Source organism: Deinococcus hopiensis KR-140, from assembly GCF_900176165.1.
Lineage (GTDB): Bacteria > Deinococcota > Deinococci > Deinococcales > Deinococcaceae > Deinococcus > Deinococcus hopiensis.
Window position 1 is genome coordinate 2739321 of the sequence record NZ_FWWU01000009.1, and the last position, 19137, is coordinate 2758457.

At 67.2% G+C, this 19137-nt stretch carries 14 protein-coding genes and 1 tRNA gene; 6 read left to right on the top strand and 9 right to left on the bottom strand.

Annotated features, from left to right (window positions below; genetic code table 11):
• Positions 1-98 precede the first annotated feature (98 nt).
• The 3 genes from clpP (at position 99) to lon (ending at position 4542) form a co-directional block, all read left to right on the top strand.
• Complete coding sequence (gene clpP / locus B9A95_RS26750) at positions 99-710, top strand: ATP-dependent Clp protease proteolytic subunit (protein WP_139807102.1); 612 nt, start codon at positions 99-101, stop codon at positions 708-710.
• On the top strand, positions 707-1921 hold the full coding sequence (clpX, locus tag B9A95_RS26755) for an ATP-dependent Clp protease ATP-binding subunit ClpX (protein ID WP_084050053.1): 1215 nt from the start codon (positions 707-709) through the stop codon (positions 1919-1921). The genes clpP and clpX overlap by 4 nt, the downstream gene beginning before the upstream one ends.
• A gap of 173 nt (positions 1922-2094) precedes the next feature.
• Positions 2095-4542: an endopeptidase La gene (lon, locus tag B9A95_RS26760; RefSeq protein WP_084050056.1), complete on the top strand. Its 2448-nt coding sequence runs from the start codon at positions 2095-2097 to the stop codon at positions 4540-4542.
• A gap of 389 nt (positions 4543-4931) precedes the next feature.
• Here the strand turns inward: lon and B9A95_RS26765 are convergent, their stop codons facing one another.
• Together B9A95_RS26765 and B9A95_RS26770 are read right to left on the bottom strand one after the other, a co-directional pair.
• The gene (locus tag B9A95_RS26765; protein WP_084050059.1) at positions 4932-6680 is read right to left on the bottom strand and encodes an NAD-dependent malic enzyme; all 1749 of its coding nucleotides are present in this window, start codon (positions 6678-6680) and stop codon (positions 4932-4934) included.
• Between the two features lie 85 nt (positions 6681-6765).
• Positions 6766-7188 (bottom strand): thioesterase family protein, encoded by a 423-nt coding sequence (locus B9A95_RS26770; RefSeq protein WP_084050062.1) that lies wholly within the window; start codon positions 7186-7188, stop codon positions 6766-6768.
• Positions 7189-7273: 85 nt separating this feature from the next.
• On the opposite strand from B9A95_RS26770, the gene B9A95_RS26775 reads away from it, so the two are divergent.
• On the top strand, positions 7274-8464 hold the full coding sequence (locus B9A95_RS26775) for a YihY/virulence factor BrkB family protein (protein WP_084050065.1): 1191 nt from the start codon (positions 7274-7276) through the stop codon (positions 8462-8464).
• A 971-nt stretch (positions 8465-9435) separates the two neighbouring features.
• On the opposite strand, the gene hisA is transcribed toward B9A95_RS26775, so the two are convergent.
• Complete coding sequence (gene hisA / locus B9A95_RS26780; protein WP_084050067.1) at positions 9436-10167, bottom strand: 1-(5-phosphoribosyl)-5-[(5-phosphoribosylamino)methylideneamino]imidazole-4-carboxamide isomerase; 732 nt, start codon at positions 10165-10167, stop codon at positions 9436-9438.
• A 54-nt stretch (positions 10168-10221) separates the two neighbouring features.
• Here hisA and B9A95_RS26785 point away from each other — a divergent pair, with 54 nt between their 5' ends.
• Positions 10222-11370 carry a glycosyltransferase family 4 protein gene (locus B9A95_RS26785; protein ID WP_084050070.1) on the top strand — a complete coding sequence of 383 codons (1149 nt, stop codon included), beginning with the start codon at positions 10222-10224 and terminating at the stop codon, positions 11368-11370.
• A 70-nt stretch (positions 11371-11440) separates the two neighbouring features.
• Here the strand turns inward: B9A95_RS26785 and B9A95_RS26790 are convergent.
• The 5 genes from B9A95_RS26790 to B9A95_RS26810 form a co-directional block, all read right to left on the bottom strand.
• Positions 11441-11525: transfer RNA gene (locus B9A95_RS26790), tRNA-Leu, on the bottom strand.
• Between the two features lie 124 nt (positions 11526-11649).
• Entirely contained in the window at positions 11650-13719 is a 2070-nt protein-coding gene (locus tag B9A95_RS26795; protein WP_245808506.1) for a prolyl oligopeptidase family serine peptidase, read from the bottom strand.
• Positions 13720-13989: 270 nt separating this feature from the next.
• Positions 13990-14508: a hypothetical protein gene (locus tag B9A95_RS26800; RefSeq protein ID WP_084050072.1), complete on the bottom strand. Its 519-nt coding sequence runs from the start codon at positions 14506-14508 to the stop codon at positions 13990-13992.
• Positions 14509-14576: 68 nt separating this feature from the next.
• Positions 14577-15569, bottom strand: a complete 993-nt coding sequence (locus B9A95_RS26805; protein WP_084050074.1) for a malate dehydrogenase — start codon at positions 15567-15569, stop codon at positions 14577-14579.
• An 882-nt stretch (positions 15570-16451) separates the two neighbouring features.
• Entirely contained in the window at positions 16452-17273 is an 822-nt protein-coding gene (locus B9A95_RS26810; protein WP_084050076.1) for an enoyl-CoA hydratase/isomerase family protein, read from the bottom strand.
• 108 nt (positions 17274-17381) lie between these two features.
• Between B9A95_RS26810 and B9A95_RS26815 the strand changes: the two genes are divergently transcribed.
• On the top strand, positions 17382-18008 hold the full coding sequence (locus B9A95_RS26815; RefSeq protein ID WP_084050078.1) for a CAP domain-containing protein: 627 nt from the start codon (positions 17382-17384) through the stop codon (positions 18006-18008).
• Positions 18009-18011: 3 nt separating this feature from the next.
• Here B9A95_RS26815 and B9A95_RS26820 read toward each other — a convergent pair whose 3' ends face one another.
• The gene (locus tag B9A95_RS26820; protein WP_245808507.1) at positions 18012-19133 is read right to left on the bottom strand and encodes an MFS transporter; all 1122 of its coding nucleotides are present in this window, start codon (positions 19131-19133) and stop codon (positions 18012-18014) included.
• Between the last annotated feature and the right edge of the window lie 4 nt (positions 19134-19137).

The window sequence follows — 19137 nt, forward strand, 5'->3', positions numbered from 1 at the left end:
AGGGCGGAGAGGCGGCCAAATTAACTTTTGGGCAAGTAAGACGGCTGCGCCGCAGCGGCGAGACCTTGCCCACCTTCCTCTCCCCGGCCCGTGCGATAATGGCCTTTATGAGCGTGATCCCGTATGTGATCGAGCAGACCGGCCGGGGCGAGCGGATGTACGACATCTACTCGCGCCTTCTCAAGGACCGGATCATTTTTGTGGGCACGCCCATCGAATCTCAAATGGCCAACACCATCGTGGCGCAACTGCTGCTGCTGGACTCGCAGAACCCGGAGCAGGAGATCCAGATGTACATCAACTGCCCTGGCGGCGAGGTGTACGCCGGCCTGGCGATCTACGACACCATGCGCTACATCAAGGCCCCGGTCAGCACCATCTGCGTCGGCATCGCCATGAGCATGGGCAGCGTGCTGCTGATGGCGGGCGACAAGGGCAAGCGCCTCGCGCTGCCCAACAGCCGAATCATGATCCACCAGGGCTCGAGCGGTTTCCGGGGCAATACGCCCGACGTGGAAGTGCAGGCGCGCGAGACGCTGTTCCTGCGTGACCGGATGGTGGACCTGTACCACACCCACACCAGCCTCCCCCACGACAAGCTGCTGCGCGACATGGAGCGCGACTACTTCATGACGCCCGCCGAGGCGCAGAAGTACGGCCTCATCGACGCTGTGATCGAGAACACCCGGGAAATCGAGGCCGTGCAATGACCGGGCGCAACACAGGCGCAGACCGCTGCTCGTTCTGCGGGCGACAGCACCCCCAGATCGCCCAGCTCATCGAGGCCCCAGGCCGCGCGGCCTTTATCTGCAACGAGTGCACCGAGCGGGCGCACGATCTCGTCAAGCAGAACAAGAAGGCGGGGAGCGAGTTCTCTATCGAGGAGCTGCCCAGCCCCAAGGAGATCAAGGCCTACCTCGACGAATTCGTGATCGGGCAGGACGAGGCGAAAAAGGCGCTTGCCGTCGCCGTGGTCAGCCACTACCAGCGCCTCGCGCACCCGGACGTGAACCTGCAAAAGAGCAACATCTTGCTCGTGGGGCCCACGGGCACGGGCAAGACGCTGCTGGCCTCCAGCCTCGCGGAGATGCTGGAAGTTCCTTTCGCCATCGCGGACGCCACCACGCTGACCGAAGCCGGGTATGTGGGCGACGACGTGGAGAACGTGATCGTGCGTCTGCTCCAGGCCGCGGAGTACGACGTGGCCGCTGCCGAACGCGGCATCATCTACATTGACGAGATCGACAAGATCGCGCGTAAATCGGAAGGCACCTCCATTACCCGCGACGTTTCGGGCGAGGGCGTGCAGCAGGCGCTGCTGAAGATCATCGAGGGCACCGTCGCGCAGGTTCCGCCGCAGGGAGGCCGCAAGCACCCGCAGCAAGAACTCGTACAGGTGAACACCAAGAACATCCTGTTCATCGTGGGCGGAGCGTTCGAGGGCATGGCCGACATCGCCCGCAGCCGCACCAACGTGCGCGCCGTGGGCTTCGGAGCCGAGCATAAAGGTGAGGAAAAGGCCGAGCTGCGCTTCCTGCCGGAAGACCTCGTGAAGTTTGGGCTGATTCCCGAATTCGTGGGCCGTCTGCCGCTGGTGGTGCAGCTTCAGGATCTCGACGAGGAAGCGCTCGTCCGCATCCTGACCGAGCCGCAGGGTGCCATCGTCACCCAGTACCAGGCGCTGTTCGGCTTTCAGAACGTGGACCTGACCTTCACCGACGCCGCGCTGCGAGAAGTGGCCCACCGGGCCAAGGAACGCAAGACGGGCGCCCGGGGTCTGCGCGCTGTGCTGGAAAAATCCATGACCGATCTGCTGTTCGAACTGCCCATGGACGGACTCAACGAGCTCCGCTTTGACGCCGAACACATCGAGAATCCCCTCAGCCTCCTTGAGTCTAAGGGACTCAAGAAGTCTGCTTGAACGCAACATAAATTACAACCTTCTTCCGCCTGCGCCCCTAGAATCTGGGAACATCGCAGGCGGAAGGTTTGCTGAAGGGGGATACGCCAGATGGGTGTGTCCCCTTACGCGCCATCCGCGTTAGACTCACCCCTATTCCTGGCCCCCTTGGGGACCAGTTTCAAGGAGCAAGCATGATCTGGGAACTTCCCGTTGTCGCCCTGAGAAACATCGTGATCCTGCCCGGCATCACCATGAATGTCGACGTGGGCCGCCCCAAGAGCAAGCGCGCTGTGGACGAGGCCCAGGCTTCTGACCGCCGCGTGCTGCTGCTGACCCAGCGTGATCCCCGCACCGACGATCCCACCCGCACCGAACTGTACGACGTGGGCGTCCTGGCCGTGGTCAAACAAGTGGTTCGTATGCCCGACAACACCTACCAGGTGCTCGTGGAGGCGCAGGAACGCGCCCGCGTGACCGACGAGGTGCCTTCGGCTTACCTGCGCGTGCGGGCCGAGACGCAGCCCATTGAAACGCCCGCCACCGATCTGGAAGGCCGCGAGATTCAGGTTATCGCCGGTGAGGTCAAGGCTGCGTTCGAGGAGTACCAGCGCCAGAACAAGAACCTGCGTCTGGACAACTACCAGCTCGAAGGCCTGAAAAATCTCAGTGACGCGGGCGCGCTCGCCGATCAGGTGGCGCACCACGCGACGTGGACACCCGAGGAGAAGCAGGAAGTGCTCTCGGCGGTGGCGGTTCGCGCCCGCCTGGAAGCGGTCCTGAAGTTCCTGACACGCGACACCGAGCGCTTCAACATGGACAAGAAGATCGCCGGGCGCGTCAAGGAACAGATGGACGCCAACCAGCGCGAGTACTACCTGCGCGAGCAGATGAAGGCCATCGGCAAGGAGCTCGGCGGCGGCGAGGACGGCCCAGCGGAAGTCGAGGCCCTGCGCGAGAAGATCGAGGCGGCGGGCATGCCCGACTCGGTGAAGGACAAGGCCCTCAAGGAACTCGCTCGCCTGGAGCGCACGCCCGGCGGCAGCCCGGAGAGCACGGTGGTCCGCAACTACATCGACTGGCTGGTGGACGTGCCGTGGAGCAAGCGCGATGAGGAAATCCTCGACGTGAACCGCACCCGCGAAATTCTGGACGCGGACCACTACGCCCTGGGTGACGTCAAGGACCGCATTCTGGAATTCCTGGCCGTGCGTCAACTGACCCACAAGGAAGGCGAGACCGAGGACCAGCGCCGCGAGCGCACCGCCGAGGAGCGCACCGACGACGCCGAACTGCGCGCGCCGATCCTGGTGCTCGTGGGTCCTCCCGGCGTCGGCAAGACCTCCCTGGGCAAGAGCATCGCCCGCAGCCTCAACCGCAAATTCGTGCGGATGGCGCTGGGCGGCGTGCGCGACGAGGCTGAGATTCGCGGACACCGCCGCACCTATATCGGCTCCATGCCTGGGCGCATCATCCAGGCGATGAAGACGGCGGGCGTGACCAATCCCATCATCCTGCTTGACGAGATCGACAAGATGAGCAGCGACTGGCGTGGCGACCCCTCCAGCGCCATGCTGGAGGTGCTGGACCCTGAGCAGAACCACACCTTCCAGGACCACTACCTTGAAGTGCCCTACGATCTGTCGCAGGTCATGTTCATCACGACGGCCAACAGCCTCCAGACCATTCCCCGCCCGCTGCTGGACCGCATGGAAGTCATTCAGATTCCCGGCTACACCCAACCCGAGAAGGTGGAGATCGCCAAGCGCTACCGCGTTCCCCGGCAGATCAAGAGCCACGGCCTGCTGGGCCGCCTCGAGATCACCGACGCCGCGCTCAACCGCATCGTCGAGGAGTACACCGCCGAAAGCGGCGTGCGAAACCTCGACCGCCAGATCAGCAAGTTGGCCCGCAAGGCCGCCCGCGAGCTGCTGGAAAAGGCCTGGGAAGGCGTGCGCGTGATCGACGCTGCCGACGTGCCCAACTACCTCGGCGTACCGCTGCACCGCCCCGACAAGATGGAGAAAGAACCCCAGGTGGGCGTGGCGCAGGGCCTGGCGTGGACCTCGGTGGGCGGCACGATGCTGCTCGTTGAAGCGCTCGCCACCCCCGGCACCGGCAAGATCAGCATGACCGGCTCGCTGGGCGACGTGATGAAGGAAAGCGTTGGCGCGGCCATCGCCTACCTGCGTGCCCACGCCGCTGAGTACGGTGCAGACCCCGATTTCCACAAGAACCTGGACCTGCACGTACACTTCCCCGACGGCGCGACGCCGAAGGACGGCCCCAGCGCGGGCATCACGATCGCCACCGCCGTGATCAGCGCCGTCACGGGCCGCCCGGTCCGCATGGACGTGGCGATGACCGGTGAGATCAGCCTGCGCGGACGGGTGCTGCCCATCGGTGGTCTAAAGGAGAAACTGCTCGCCGCGCACCAGGGCGGCATCCGCGAAGTGATCTTTCCCAAGGACAACGAGCCGAACCTTCAGGACGTGCCCGAGAGCATCCGCGGTGACCTGCGCACGCACGCGGTGGAGCGTGTGGGCCAGGTGCTGGACCTGCTCCTGCTGCCCGCGCCGCAGCCTGCGCCCACGCCCATTCCGCCCAGCCAGGGCCGGGACGTGACGCAACCGGGAGCGTAAGGAAGCCCTCAACGGTCAGCTTTTGGCCCTCCGAAAGAACGCCTCCGGGAGACTGGGGGCGTTTTTCGCGCGGTGGATGTCGCGCCATTTTCCCCCATGCCCATTCAGGTTTGCTCGCCGGGCCCGGTCAAAAAGAAGTCCGCACCTGACCCACACGCTCTCACCGGACCGCTCCCCAACGGAACGCACCCCCTTCTACCGCTTTCTCCGCGCGCTGACTGCCGCGGAGTGGGACGAGGCCAAGCTGGAGGAATGGCAGCGCGGCAAAGCGGCAAACTCCTGGACGCGGTCGCCGGGGCATTTTCAGGAGCGGAAGGGACGCCAGGAAGACGGAAAGACACCGCAACTTCTGGGAGGTCCTTTGGCTCGAGCTGGCGGCTGGGCGCCCCTCAATCCCGCGCGTCGGCCGCCTTGCGCAGGGGCAGGTACTTGGGCACCCATTGGCGGCGGCGCACGAAGGCTTCGAGCTCGGCGTCGGTCAGGTTGCGGATGCGGCGCTCGGCACAGACACCCTCGTTGATCGCCTGCCGGGCCACCCGCACGGCCACCCTGAGGCTGATCTCACGGATGGCGCTGACGGGTGGGTACACGCGCTCGCCGTACTGCGCCGTCTCGTCAGCCAGGGTCTGCGCCGCTTCCATCACCATGCCGTCGGTGATCTCACGGGCGCGGCTGATGACGGCTCCAAAACCCAGACCGGGGAAGATAAAGGCGTTGTTGCCCTGGCCGACGGGGTAGCGCTCGCCGCCGTATTCCACATCTGCGAAGGGACTGCCGCTCGCGACAATCGCCGCCCCGTGGGTCCAGCGCACGAGATCGGCGGGCTGCGCCTCCACGTTGCTCGTCGGGTTGGAGAGGGGAAAGACGATGGGCCGCGCCGTATTCACCAGCATCGCCTCGACGGTGGGCTGACGGAAGAGGCCGGGCACGCCGGTCAGGCCCAGGAGAGAGGTGGCGCGGGCATTCACCACCACCTCGTGAAGGGTGGGCCACTCGCCCGCCACCTCCCAGCCCGCCACGTCCTGGGGGGAGCGGGCGAACGAAAGCTGGAACGCCTCCAGCCCCGGCTGCCCGTGCATCAGCAGGCCGTGACGGTCCACCACAAAGATGCGGGCGTTCGCGTCCGCGTAACTCAGGCCCGCGCGCATGAGCCCCTGGCGGATCGCCATCGCCACGCCCAAGCCGCCCGCGCCCGCGCCCACCACCACGAACACCTGATCGGTCAGGCGCTCACCCTTCAGGCGACTGGCCGAGATCACGCCTGCCAGTGCCATCGCGCCCGTGCCCTGAATGTCGTCGTTGAACGAGGGGACCACCTTGCGGTAGCGCTCCAGCACCCGGAAAGCCGTGCCGCGCGCAAAGTCCTCCCACTGGATGATCGCCTTGGGGTAACGGGCGGCGACGCCCTCCACGAAACGGTCCAGAAATTCGTCGTATTCGGATCCCGTCAGGCGCTTGTGGTGAACGCCGAGGTACAGCGGATCGTCGATGAGGTCCTGGCGGTCCGTGCCCACGTCCAGTTCGACGGGCAAGGTCTTGTCCGGCCCCACACCCCCAGCTGCCGTATAGAGGCTCAGTTTGCCGATTGAAATCGCCATCCCCCCGAAGCCCTGGTCCCCGATGCCCAGGATGGCGCTCGAATCTGTCGCCACGATCATCCGCACGTCGTTGAGGGGCACGTTCCCCAGCAAGTCCTCTACCCGGCCGATGTCTTCGGTACTGACCGCGAAGCCGCGCGGATAGCGGTAGATGTGCGAAAAGACGCGCACCGCCTCGCCCACGGTGGGGGTGTAGAGGATGGGCAGCATTTCCTCCAGATGATCGGCCAAGATCGCGTAGAACAGCACCTCGTTGCGGTCTTGCAGGGCGCGCAGGTACTCGTGCCGACCGAGGTCCGTGGTCTGTTCGAGGTAGCGCAGGTAGGTGCGGTCCTTTTGCTCCTCCAGCGTGCTGGTGTGCGGCGGGACCAGGCCCTCGATGCCCAGCGCGAGACGCTCCTCACGGGTAAAGGCGGTGGTCTTGTTCAGCAGTGGGATGTGCAGCAGCGAGAAGCCGGTCACGTTCACGTCGAGGAAACGGTGGCCGTCCTCGCCGCGCCGAACGTCGTAGTAGCGGGAGACGCGGGGTGAAACGGGCATGGTCCGGGCAGTTTATCCCGGCCAGGCTGCCACCCCACCGCGCACACAACGCACGAAAAGCACGGCTGGCCCAAACGGCCGGGGCTCAGCCGCCCGGCCGCTCCCCCCAGCGCTCCCGCAGCCGCTCGAAGCCCGCGTCGATCTTTGCCTGTGGGAGCGCCATCTGCCCGGTGCTGCCGTGCCCAATCTCATCGCCCAGCTCGGACACGGCGCGCATGGCGCATACCACCCGGCGGCCCTCCATCCGCTCGAAGGTGGCGGTAACGGTGACGGTCATGCCGGGCAGGGCCGAGGCGGTGTGGGTGACCTGCACCTCGGTGCCGATACCGCCCTCACCGTCTTCGAGAAAGGGCAGGATGATCTTGCGGCCCGCTTCCTCGAAGTGACGGGCCATCCAGTACGTGGCGTACACAGGATGTACCGCGCCGAGTTCGCCAAACTCCACGGTCATCTCGCCCGTCACGGTCACGGTAAGGGTCTGCGTAAAGCCTTCGGGGATGGAGCGCATACAGACAGGCTACGGCCGCGAGCGTGAAGAAAAGGCGGGGGTCTGTCCAGCATGAAGGGCCGGAGGGCGCCCCTACACTGCCGCTATGAAGCTCAAGCTCGCGGACCTGTTTCCTCTGATCCGGGAGGCGGCGGTGGCCTTCGGCCAAGACAAAGCGCCTCGGTTGGCGGCGGCCATCGCGTACTACGCCCTGTTTTCCATCGCGCCCCTCTTGCTGTTCGCCGTGGCGGTGGCCGGGTTTTTCCTGACGGACCAGACGGTCATCAACAACCTCTTCGGCCCCGGGGGCATCGTCCGGGAAAACCTGGGCGAGAAGGGGGCGGCCTTCTTGCAGGACATGATCAAGTCCGGTTCGCTGAACAAGGGCTCGGTGGTCGCCACCGTCGTCGGCTTCGTGACGCTGTTCATGGGCGCGACGGGACTCTTCGTGCAACTTCAGGACGCGCTGAACAGCCTGTGGGGTGCAGAACCCGCTCCGCGCCAGGGCGTGGGGCAGATGGTCCACACCCGCATCGTGTCCTTTTTAATGGTGATTGGCATCGGGCTGATCCTGATCGCGTTTCTGGGCCTGAACACCTACCTCTCGGTGTTCGCGCAGCATCTGGGGGACACCATTGGGGCGGGCGCCTTTTTCGTGCGGCTGGGCACGGCCGCCCTGTCGGTCCTGCTGCTGACTCCCGTATTTGCCCTGATCTACAAGTTCCTGCCCTCGGTCAAGCTCCAGTGGCAGGAGGTCTGGGTGGGCGGAGCCGTCACTGCCATGCTGTTCACGCTGGGGCAGCTTGCCATTGGCGTGTACCTGGGCCGCACCGCGCCAGGCAGTGTGTTCGGGGCCGCCGCATCGCTGGTCGCGCTGATGCTCTGGATCTACTACAGCGGCATGATCTTTTTCTTCGGGGCAGAAGTGACGTGGGTGTACTCGCAGAAGTTCGGTACGCACGCGGGCGGGGCCGTGAATGCGGCCAAGAAGGAAGCGCTGGCGGCCCGTGGACTGGGAATCGATCCCACCCCCAGCGGACAGGAGGTGGCGGCTCAGGCCCAGGCGGGACCGCAGGACATGGGACCAGACGCCCGCCGACGCCTGGGCTTGCCGAGACGGCGCGGCGCCCCAACTTCAGCCCCTGGTTTTCAGGTCCGGGCCTACAGCCCCGGGGAAACGGTGCCGGGTGTGGGCGCGGCCCTGTGGAACGCCCTCACGGCCATCCTCGCTGTGCCCGCCGTACTCGCGCTGCGGCTGCTGGGCTGGAAGGGCACGCGGTACGTGCGGCGCAAATAGTCCAACGGAAAGTGGCGGCGCAGATGCTCACTGCGCCGCCACTTTCCGTTGGGGCGCTCCCCCGCCAATCCCTGCCGCTCCACTTCCCGCCTCACGTGGGCCAGGACGGCCGCTTCCTGTTCCTCGGGAGACGCGCTGGTCAGGAGGGTGACGGCCCAGCCTTTCTCACGCACCATTTCCGCGAGGTGCAGGTGGGCCTGGATGAGGCGTGGGCGCCGACCTCGGGCACAGAGAGGGCCGCCGCTCCAGGGTCAGGAAGACGTTGCCCCGGTTCTCCCCGATGTACCTGTGCACGCCACGTGCGGGGGCGCACGTCAAGACCAGTCGCGCCGTCAGGTGGCCAGCCGCACCACCGCCGGTGGGTACCCGGCTCCATTCCCGGCAGCGACGGGACAAGCGTCCAGAAGTGGCGCACAGCCATGTCCAGCTCGCGGCGCAATTCTCCGGGAGGGGTGGATGCCTCCGGCTGAATTTTGACCGCCCCGTTCCGGTCCCAAAGCAGCAGTGGACGCCCCCCGGGCAGCTGGGCAGTGTCGAGAAACAGGTTCAGGCCGGGCAGTTGATCAGGGCCGGTTTGCAGCAGGGCCGTGTTCATACGGCCGCAAGACAGGACGCCAGGGCGGACCACCGAACGGAGCTGGGGGACAGCCATGCGGGCCCCCGGGCGCGAAACGCCTCGGCGTGTTCGGGCTCCAAACCGGCGTGCAGCTCGGGAGCATGCGTCAACGTGCGGACTTCTTTTTGACCGAGCAGGGCGAGCGAACTTGAATGCGCATTGGGGAAAATGGCGCCACGCGAACTTCGGTGCTGGGTCACGCCGTGAAGCGCGGCGCAGGGCGTGAAGGCTGGACCCTCACACCGGCAGCATCAGGCAGATGGGGTGGAGGGTGGGCGTAGGAGCTGAGTTGTGCACCGCCAGAAAGCCTCACCTCCGGTTGGAGCAGGGCAGCACTCCACCCGTCTGACCTTCCCTACACCTGCGGCACTGGATACGGCAGGGTGCCCTCGTAGATTGCCCGGCCCACGATGGCCCCCTGAATGCCTTCCTCGGCCAGCAGGCGCACATCCTCCACGTTCGCCACACCGCCGCCCACAATCAGGGTGCTGGTCCAGAGTTGCCGCACCTGCCGCATGAGCTCACGGTCCAGGCCCTTCAGGGTGCCGTCACGCGTTACGTCTGTGAAGATCAGGGTTTCCAGGCCCACCTCCGCCAGCAGGGGCGTGAGGTCCGCCACCGCAAGGCCACTTCCCTCGGCCCAGCCGTGGATCGCCACCTCAAGTCCCCGCGCGTCCAGGCTGACCACCACGCGTTCGGGGCCGTGGGCGCCGATAAGGTCCCGGACCAGTTCGGGATTCTTGACGGCGGCGGTGCCGATCACCACGCGCGACACGCCCGCTTCCAGGAGCACCTCGGCGGCGGCGCGGTCCCGGATGCCGCCGCCCACCTCCACAGGCACCCCAAGCTCGGCGGTCATCCGGTGAATCACGGCGCGGTTCTCGCCCCGGCCGGTGGCGGCGTCGAGGTCTACCAGATGCACCATTGCGGCCCCGAGGCCCACCCAGTGGCGGGCAGCGTCCAGGGGTGACTCGAAGTACACCGTCTCGCGGTCCGGGTCTCCCTCGTACAGGCGCACGGCGCGGCCCGACTGGATGTCCACGCAGGGAATGACGAGGGGCGGCGCAGGAAGGCGGGAAGCGGTCATGCGGTTCAGGATAGCGGCCCTGACCCGGCATTCCGGGGGGTAGACTCAGGCAACGTGCGAATCGGGATCGTGACCGCCACCTACCTGCCCTCCCGCAACGGGGTGGCGACGAGTACGGCCCTGTACGCGCGGGGTCTGCGGGCACTCGGCCACGAGGTCCGCATCTTCGCCCCCCGTCACCCCCAGGTCACTGGACGCGAGGAGGGCGTGTACCGCCTGAACTCCTCGTTTGCGGGCGCAAGGGCGCTGGGTGCTCCCGCCGACTACCCGGTGATGCTCGCACCGGGGCCGCTGCTCACCTCACGGTTGCCGCTGCGTGATTTGGACGTGCTTCACACCATGCACCCCTTCCTGGCCGGGCAACTGGCCCTGAAGTGGGGGCGGCTGGTGGGTGCGCCCGTGGTCTACACCGCCCACACGCAATATGACCAGTACCTGCACTACGCCCCCATGCCCAAGCGGGTGGGCCGCGCAATGCTGCGCCCGCACGTGGTGGCCTTCGCCCGGCGGGTGGACACGGTGCTGGCCCCCGGGCAGGCCATGGTGGACATGCTGCGCGAGTACGGCTTCCGGGGCGAGGTGACCCTCTTTCCCAATCCGGTGGACCTCACGGCCTTCCGGGAAGCGCGGGGAGAAGACTTCCGGCAGGAGTTCCATATTCCTGCGGACGTGCCCCTCGTCATGTACCTGGGCCGCTTGGCTCCAGAGAAGAACCTGGACGTGATGATCCGCGCCTTTGACCAGGCCCGCGCCTCTCGCCCGGACCTGCGGCTCCTCGTGGTGGGAGACGGTCCCAGCCGCGCCTCCGCGCAGGCGAGCGCCCCCGAGGGCATTACCTTCACCGGACCCGTGCCTTACGCCCGCGTGCCGGAGGCCCTCGCCGCCGCCGACGCCTTCCTGACCGCCAGCACCTCCGAAGTGCTGCCCATGAGCATGATTGAGGCACTGGCGGCGGGCGCACCCCTCGTCGCCGCCCGCAGCCCCGCCGCCCTGGACCTGATCACGGAAGGCGTGAACGGCACCGTGCGCGGCGCCACCCCACACGACCTGGCGGCTGGGTTGCTGGACACCCTGGACCCAGCCCGCCTGCCTGGGTTGCAGGTGGGAGCGCGGGCAAGTGCGGGGCAGTATGCGCTTGGCACGCGGGCGAGCGCGCTGGAGGCGGTCTACCGGGGGACACTGGCGCGGGTGCGGAGCCGGTAGACCCCTGCCCTGTGCCGTCCACCCTTTACAAAGCAAAAACCCCCGCCATTTTGCGGGGGTTTTTGCGTGTTGGTGCCGAAGATGGGACTTGAACCCACACGCCTCGCGGCGCTAGTCCCTGAAACTAGTGCGTCTACCAATTCCGCCACCTCGGCAACCTCGGGGTGCTGCGCCTCCCTTGCGGGGACGCGTTTCAGGGCTTGCTTACTTTAGCGGCGACTCCCCAATCTGTCAACAGGCGCGGCAGGGAGACGTACGCCTCTGCCCCACGCGGGCCCTTCAGCCTTTCAGGCGGCCCTCCAGAAAGGCCCACACGTCGGCCGCCTCGGCGATCGCGAGGGAGGTCGGCATTCCAGCTCCATGTCCGGCACGGGTCTGAATGCGAATGAGCACCGGAGCCTCGCCCACATGGACGCGCTGCAACTCAGCGGCGAACTTGAAGGAGTGGGCGGGCACCACGCGGTCGTCGTGGTCCCCGGTGGTGATGAGCGTGGCGGGGTAAGCGGCGCCTTCCCTGAGGTTGTGCAGCGGCGAGTAGCCCAGCAGGGTTTCGAGCATCTGGGGATCGTCCGAGCGCCCGTAGTCCGAAGCCCAGGCCCAGCCGATGGTGAAGTGCTGGTAGCGCAGCATGTCCAGTACCCCCACCTGAGGCACAGCAGCAGCGAACAGGTCCGGGCGCTGCGTCATGCACGCGCCCACCAGCAGGCCACCGTTGCTGCCCCCCTGAATCCCGAGATGCGCGGGCGAGGTGATGCCCGTGTGGATCAAATGCTCGGCGCAGGAGATGAAGTCATCGAAGACGTTCTGCTTCCGCTCCAGGGTGCCCGCCTGGTGCCAGTCCTCACCGTACTCGCCGCCCCCGCGCAGATTGGCGTAGACGAACACGCCCCCGCGCTCCAGCCACGCCAGCCGCGAGGGGCTAAAGGCGGGCGTGAGGCTGATGTTGAAGCCGCCGTAGCCGTACAGCAGGGTGGGGTTCGCGCCGTCTCTGCCCAGCCCCTTGCGCGACACGATGAACATGGGCACGCGCGTACCGTCGCGGCTCTGTGCGAATTCCTGCCTCACCTCGTAGCCGTCCGCGCCGAAGGGCACGGCGGGCGCGGCCAGCGCTTCGGGCGTTCCGTCCGGCAGGGTCAGCGCGTAGGGCGTGGTGGGGTGCAGGAAGGACGTGAAGCCGAGAAAGACCTCCGGGCTATCGGGGCGCGCGCTCAGGGCGACGATGGAGCCGAGGCTGGGCAACCCGATCTCGCGCTGAGGAACGCCACTGCGGGCCCGCAGGGTGAGGCGGTGGCTGGCGTTCCTCAGCGTCAGCGTCAGCAAGCCGTCCGGCACGAGGGTTGCCTCCTGCAGCGCGTCTCCAGCCTCGGGCACGATTTCCCGGCGCTCGCCCGTCTCCAGACTCCAGGTCAGGAGGCGGCGGCGGGGCGCGCCGTCGTCGGTCAGGACGAACAGCAGCGGGCCGTCGCTCCCGATCACCTCATAATGGGCGTGAAAGTCGCTCACGAGTTCGCGGAAGGGACCGTCTGAGCCGATCTCGCGCACCCACAGCAGGTTCTTCGGGCTGGTGCCCATCCAGACATGAATGAGGAGGTAGCGCCCATCGTGCGTAACGCTGCCCCCAAAGCCCCAGTCGGGCTGGTCCGGGCGCTCCATCACCACCGCGTCCAGCGTCTGCTCGGTGCCGAGACGGTGGAACATCAGCCGCTGGTTGCGGTTGCTGCCCGTCAGCGCCTCGCCCTCACCGGGGGCACTGTAGGCGCTGTAGTAAAAGCCGCTGCCGTCCGGATGCCAGGCCGCGCCGCTGAATTTGCTCCACTCCAGGCGGTCCGGGAGGTCCTCGCCGCTCTCCACGTCGCGCACCCGCCAGGTCAGCCAGTCGCTGCCGCCGCTCTGGGTGCTGTAGGCCAGCCGCTCGCCGTCCTCGCTGATGTGGTTGCCCATCAGGGCCACGGTGCCGTCTTCGCTGAGGGTATTGGCGTCCAGCAGGGTGCGCCAGGGGCCGCGCGGGCTGTCCGCCACTTCCAGCACGTTCTGGTTGAGCAGGCCCGGGTTGAACTGCCGGAAGTACCGCGCACCGCGCTTCCACGGTGTACCTGACTTGGCGTAATTCCACAGCTCGGTCAGGCGCCCGCGGTAGGCCTCACGGGCAGGCAGGCGCGCGAGAACTTCCTCCGTCACGCGGTTCTGCGCCTCCACCCAGGCGCGCGTCTCGGGCGCGTCGGGGTCTTCGAGCCAGCGGTAGGGATCGGGCACGCGCACTTCCGAGCCCGACGCGTTCGTGTACACGTCCACGTGTTCACCGCGCAGGGCGTCTGGGTAGGTCAGCGGGGAGCCGGGTTGTGAGGTCACGCGTCTATCCTGACACGGGCGAGGATGGGTCGCCGGAGAACCTGCGTTCGGTGGGCGCCCGTTCCAACTGCCGGGTCAGGGCACGTGCTTCTCGGCCAGCCCTGCGTTGGCCTCACGCGTGCGGGGAGGGCCACTTCGCGCAGGGCGGGCAGTTCACCGGAAGGCGGAGCTTGAGCGGAAGGACACCTCTATCGCCCGGCCCCGCCGCAGCTGCGTGACAAAGGCCGTCGCCCGGGCGCCTTCCGGCCCCGGCAGCAGCATACCCGCGGGTTACTGGGCCTGAAAGAAGGCCGTTTTCCCCAGCCCCCCGCCCGCGCGCCGCCACTGCCCGATGCCGCGCAACCCAATCACATTGAGGGCGAAGAACTTGAACGTGGGGTTGACCCCGTTGGGCGTGAGCAGCTCCTCGCGCAGGAAGTGGTGCACCGCCGTGGGGAAGCGCGCGCCCATCAGCTCAGCAAAGCGGCTGATGCCGAGGCCAGGCGGGGTGAGCAGGGCGTCCAGCACCTCCTGCCCCCGCACAAGATGGTGAGGGCAGCCGCAAATTCGGAGGTGGCATCCAACTCCGCCCGGAACTTTGCCACCGCTCCCCACAACCGCGTAGGCCGGAATGGAAGTCAAGCGGTGCCCGCGCTCCATTCCAGCCGCGCGTGTCGCCGGGGCAGGCGCAGCTTCCAGCCCCACGGGCGACCCTGACCCCAGCCGGTGCTGGCGCCCGATTCCGGCTTCACGGTGCAGGGCGGCGAGGTGGTAGGCGGCGTGCAGGTGGCCGCCTTTGGAGCTGAACACGGCTTGTTCCCCTTTGCCTCCAGGGTGCAGCGTGCAGTTGGAGACGCGTCAAGACCTTGCGCCTGCGTTTACTTCACCAGACCGAGCTTGCGAACCTCGTCGCGCTCCTCGGTCAGTTCCTGCGCGGTGGCGTCCATCTTGCCCCGGCTGAAGTCGCCGACCTCCAGGCCCTGCACGATCTCGTACTTGCCGTTCTGGCAGCGTACAGGGAAGCCGTAGATCAAACCCTCGGGCACGCCGTAGCTGCCGTCACTGGGAATGCCCATGGAGACCCACTCGCCTTCAGCGGTCCCCAGCGCCCAGTCGCGCATGTGGTCAATCGCCGCGCTCGCCGCCGAGGCCGCGCTGCTCGCTCCACGCGCCTCGATGATGGCCGCGCCGCGCTTGGCGACAGTGGGGATGTAGGTGGTCTCGTACCACTCGCGGTCCACCTGTTCCAGGGCGGGCTGGCCGTTCACGGTGGCTGCCGACAGGTCCGGGTACTGGGTGCTGCTGTGGTTGCCCCAGATGGTGAGGTTCTTGATGGCGCCGACAGGCTGCCCGGTCTTCTCGGCGAGCTGCGAGATCGCGCGGTTGTGGTCCAGGCGCACCATCGCCGTGAACTGCTTCGGATCGAGGTCTGGCGCGTTCTGCTGGGCGATCAGGGCGTTGGTGTTGGCCGGGTTGCCCACCACGAGCACCTTCACGTCGCGGCTCGCCACGGCGTTGAGCGCCTCGCCCTGCGGCTTGAAGATGCCGCCGTTTGCGCCGAGGAGGTCGCCCCGCTCCATTCCGGCCTTGCGGGGCATGGCTCCGACAAGCAGGGCGTAGTCGGCGTCCTTGAAGGCGGCCATCGGATCATCGCTGGTCACGATGTCCGCCAGCAGGGGAAACGCGCAGTCGCGCAGTTCCATCACGACGCCCTGCAAGGCCTTGAGGGCAGGCGTGATTTCCAGCAGTTGCAGGATGACGGGCTGGTCCTTGCCGAGCATGTCTCCCGCAGCGATGCGGAACAGCAGGCTGTAGCCGATTTGCCCTGCAGCGCCGGTGACGGCCACGCGGACGGGTTGCTTATTCGTCATGGGTATCCCTCCTGAGGATGGTTTTACGGCTCACAATAACGCGGAGGGACCGGGGCAGGCGGGAGCGTTCCCCAGGAGGAGACAGGCCGTAGACTTCCCCCCTCCTCCCTGACGTACAGTCTCTCACCCTTGTCAGCCCATGCCCTTATCGCTTGTGACTCCATGGGGGCCTTCTCCGGGTCCCTGCAGCGTGCCTGAAGGCGGGCGGGCGCCTCCTTCCTCATCCGGCGATCTTTGAAACCAGGACCCAGGGTCGAGGTGTTTTCACAGTTCCCGTCCCCCAGGAGGAGCCCATCAACCGCTCGCTGCGTCCATCTTTGCCACCGCTCCCGCTGCCGGGACCCAGTGCATCTCGACGCCCTCCTTTGCCTTTGCGGAGCTGTTCAGGACCGCCTGTCCCAAGCCGGGCGGGATGGCCCCTCTGATCCGGTTGGGCGGTGCCCAGACCGCCCAGCTGAAACAGGACGGCATCTGGCAGACCCGGTCATCGGGATTCACGGGACCGGGGCGTATGTGGTGCACAATTGGGGGGCCACGCTCTTATTCCGGCAGCTCTCCGCTGCGCAGCAAGGGGCCTTGAGCAGACCAACTGCAGGAAGCCCAACGGAGCCCACCGCGCGTACGAACGCCGGGCAGCAAAGAAGTTCGTCGAAATGATACGGGTTCCGGATCATCCGTTCCATCTCCTCCGCTCCGGTGATTCCACGCCTCTTTGTCACCGTTTTTCCTGCCCGCTCGGGCTGGCCGGTTATTTCACCACTGCGCAACCCGCAATCCTCATCACTCCCCGGCCCGTCTCCTCGGCCAAGAGCGCCACCCTGTTCGTGCCGTACGGCAACGGAAGGCGGGGCCACCGCCCTTGCTGGCCCCACGCCACCCACCTCAAACTGGTGCGTCCGCCTGAAACTGCGGCTCGCGCTTCTCGCGCAGGCTGCTCAGGCCCTCGCGGACGTCTGGACCAGTAAAGCCCAGGAATTCGAGGGCGAGGCTGGTGTCGAAGATCGGCCCAGCCTGACGCAACCAGTTGTTCAGGGCGTATTTGGTCCAGCGCACAGCGGTGGGGCTGCCCGAGGCGAGCTTGCGGGCGACGGCCCACGCCCGGTCCAGCAGTTCCTCGTCGGGTACGCAGAGGCTGACCAGCCCGATACGCTCGGCTTCCTCGCCGCTCACAGGCTCGCCGGTCATGAGGTGGTACTTGGCCTTGTTCAGGCCGCACAGCAGCGGCCAGATGATCGCGGCGTGGTCCCCAGCAGCCACCCCGAGGCGCACGTGGCCGTCAAGCAGCCGCGCACTCCGGGCGGCCACACTCACGTCGGCGAGCAGGGCCACCGCCAGCCCCGCGCCCACACAGGGGCCGTGAATGGCGCTCACGATGGGTTTGCCACAGTTGATTACGTTGTACACGAGGTCACGGGCCTCACGCCACACCCGGGCGAGGGCCGTGAAGTCCGACGCCATCTCCTCAATCAGCCTGAAGTCGCCGCCGGAGGAAAAGCCCCGGCCCTCCCCCCGAACGAGCACGCACCGGATGCCGGGAGCGGCGTCGACGTCGCGCCAGATGTAGGTGAGGGCGCGGTGGGCGTCGGCATTCACCGAATTGAGAGTTTTTTCGCTTGAAATGACGATTTCGAGGATGCCGCCCTCGCGCAGGGCGAGGCGCAGGCCGGGGTACGCGCCCGGCGCGAGGAGTTGTTCAGGGGTCATGGGGAGCAGGCTAACACCCCCTTCGGAGAGGCAAGGAAGTTGTGCCAAACCTGCATGAGTGGGGAACGTAAGCTGGAGCAACTCTCCGCCTTTCCCCGAGGTTTTGCTATGCGCTTACTCCTGCCCGCCCTGCTGCTGTCCCTCGGTCTGCTCGCCTCATGTGGCAACACGTCGTCCGGCTCAGCGCCCTTGGATGGCTTTTCCACGGTCTACGTCACCGATCCCGATTTCGGCGACACCTTTGAGTACCGCTCCCCCGACAGTTTCACCTACGCTCCGGGCCCCCTGGCCGGAGACAGCGTGTCGACGGCAGAAACGGCGATGTTCACGGCCATCAACGCCGAGCGGCTCAGGGGCGGCACCTGCTCGGACGGCCAGAGTTTTCCGCCTGTCCCGGCCCTGCAGTTCGAGGGGCACCTGCATAAGTCTGCGAGCGGCTACGCGGGGGTACTTGCGGTGAGCGGCAGTGCGGCCCTGCCGCACAAGACCGGCGACAGCACCCCGGTGCGCCGGATGATCGCCGCCGGATTTGTGCCCGCGCCGCCCAATAGGGCTGTGCTGAGGTTCGAAGAAAGCCTGGCGATGGGCATGACCGACCCGGCTGCCGTGATCGCGGCCTGGAAGACCAGTTCGCGCCACTGTGCCGCCCTGTTCAGTACCGTGTCCCACGGCGCGGTGGCGCGGGCAGACGGCCAGCTGGGCGCGTACTGGGTGCTGAACACCGCCGGGTGGTAAGCCTCAGGGCCGATCCCAGCGCCACGTCAGCGTGCCCGTGAGGGCGGCCAGAACCATACTGGCGACCACCAGGCGGGCCACGGCAAACCAGCCCCCGCCCTCGAAGGTGTGCCCGGCGACCACACTCGCCGCAGCCGCTCCGCCGTAGTAGGCCAGGTGATACAGCCCTCCGGCGAGGCTGCGTCCCCCCGTCACGCTCCGCTGCACGGCGGTCAGGGCGGCGGACTGCGCCAGAAAGACCCCGCACGCCCCGGCGGCCACCCCCACAATGATGAGGGGCAGGGGCGCGGCCAGGGTCAGCAGCAGGCCCGGGACGCTGAGGGTGGCCGCCACCTGCAAGGTGACGCGCGGCCCCCGCGCCGCCAGAAACGGCCCTGCGACGGGCGTGACCACCACCCCCAGCAGGTACACGGCGAACACGCTTCCCGTCTGCCCCGAATCCAGGCCGTAGGGCGGCGCAGCCAGGCGTAGGGTGAGGGTGTTAAAGGTGCCCACCAGCGTGAACAGCAGCAGGAATCCGGCGGCGCAGGTGGCGAGCAGGGTGGGATTTCGCAGATGCGTCACCAAACCCTTGAGGACTGCGTTCGGACCGCGGTGGGGCCGGAACGCCCGCTCCAGGGGCAGTCCCCGGGCAGCCAGGCCGAAGCCCAGCAGGGAAGCGGCGGCCAGCAGCCAGAATGCGGCGTGCCAGTCGCTCCGCGAAGCGATCAGGCCCGATAGAAAGCGGCCCAGGAATCCGCCCAGCACGGTGCCCGTGACATAGGCAGTCAGCGCCTGGGCCCGCCGCACTCCGGTCACCTCCTCGGCGATATAGGCGTTCAGCGCCACCATCACGCCAGGGATGAGGAGGCCCTGGGCGAACCGGGCGAGGTTGAGCAAGGCGAAGCTCGGCGCAGACGCGGCCAGCGCAGCGGGCAGGGTCAGCAGCGCGAAGGCGCCCACCACCGTTCGCCGCCGCCCAATGCCGTCGGCCAGCACCCCCACCAGCGGCGAGGCCACGCTCATGGCGAGCATGGTGGCCCCGACGACGCTTCCCACGGCCGCCGCACCAAGTCCGAATTCGCGTTCCAGCAGGGGCAGCAAGCTCTGGGGCGCGTATACGTTGAGGAAGACCAGCGTGCCCAACGCG

Bases quoted from the DNA above. Each gene is read 5' to 3' on its own strand.
- clpP (WP_139807102.1), top strand. From the start codon at position 99: ATGGCCTTTATGAGCGTGATCCCGTATGTGATCGAGCAGACCGGCCGG.
- clpX (WP_084050053.1), top strand. From the start codon at position 707: ATGACCGGGCGCAACACAGGCGCAGACCGCTGCTCGTTCTGCGGGCGA.
- lon (WP_084050056.1), top strand. From the start codon at position 2,095: ATGATCTGGGAACTTCCCGTTGTCGCCCTGAGAAACATCGTGATCCTG.
- B9A95_RS26765 (WP_084050059.1), bottom strand. From the start codon at position 6,680: ATGCCCGTTTCACCCCGCGTCTCCCGCTACTACGACGTTCGGCGCGGC.
- B9A95_RS26770 (WP_084050062.1), bottom strand. From the start codon at position 7,188: ATGCGCTCCATCCCCGAAGGCTTTACGCAGACCCTTACCGTGACCGTG.
- B9A95_RS26775 (WP_084050065.1), top strand. From the start codon at position 7,274: ATGAAGCTCAAGCTCGCGGACCTGTTTCCTCTGATCCGGGAGGCGGCG.
- hisA (WP_084050067.1), bottom strand. From the start codon at position 10,167: ATGACCGCTTCCCGCCTTCCTGCGCCGCCCCTCGTCATTCCCTGCGTG.
- B9A95_RS26805 (WP_084050074.1), bottom strand. From the start codon at position 15,569: ATGACGAATAAGCAACCCGTCCGCGTGGCCGTCACCGGCGCTGCAGGG.
- B9A95_RS26810 (WP_084050076.1), bottom strand. From the start codon at position 17,273: ATGACCCCTGAACAACTCCTCGCGCCGGGCGCGTACCCCGGCCTGCGC.
- B9A95_RS26815 (WP_084050078.1), top strand. From the start codon at position 17,382: ATGCGCTTACTCCTGCCCGCCCTGCTGCTGTCCCTCGGTCTGCTCGCC.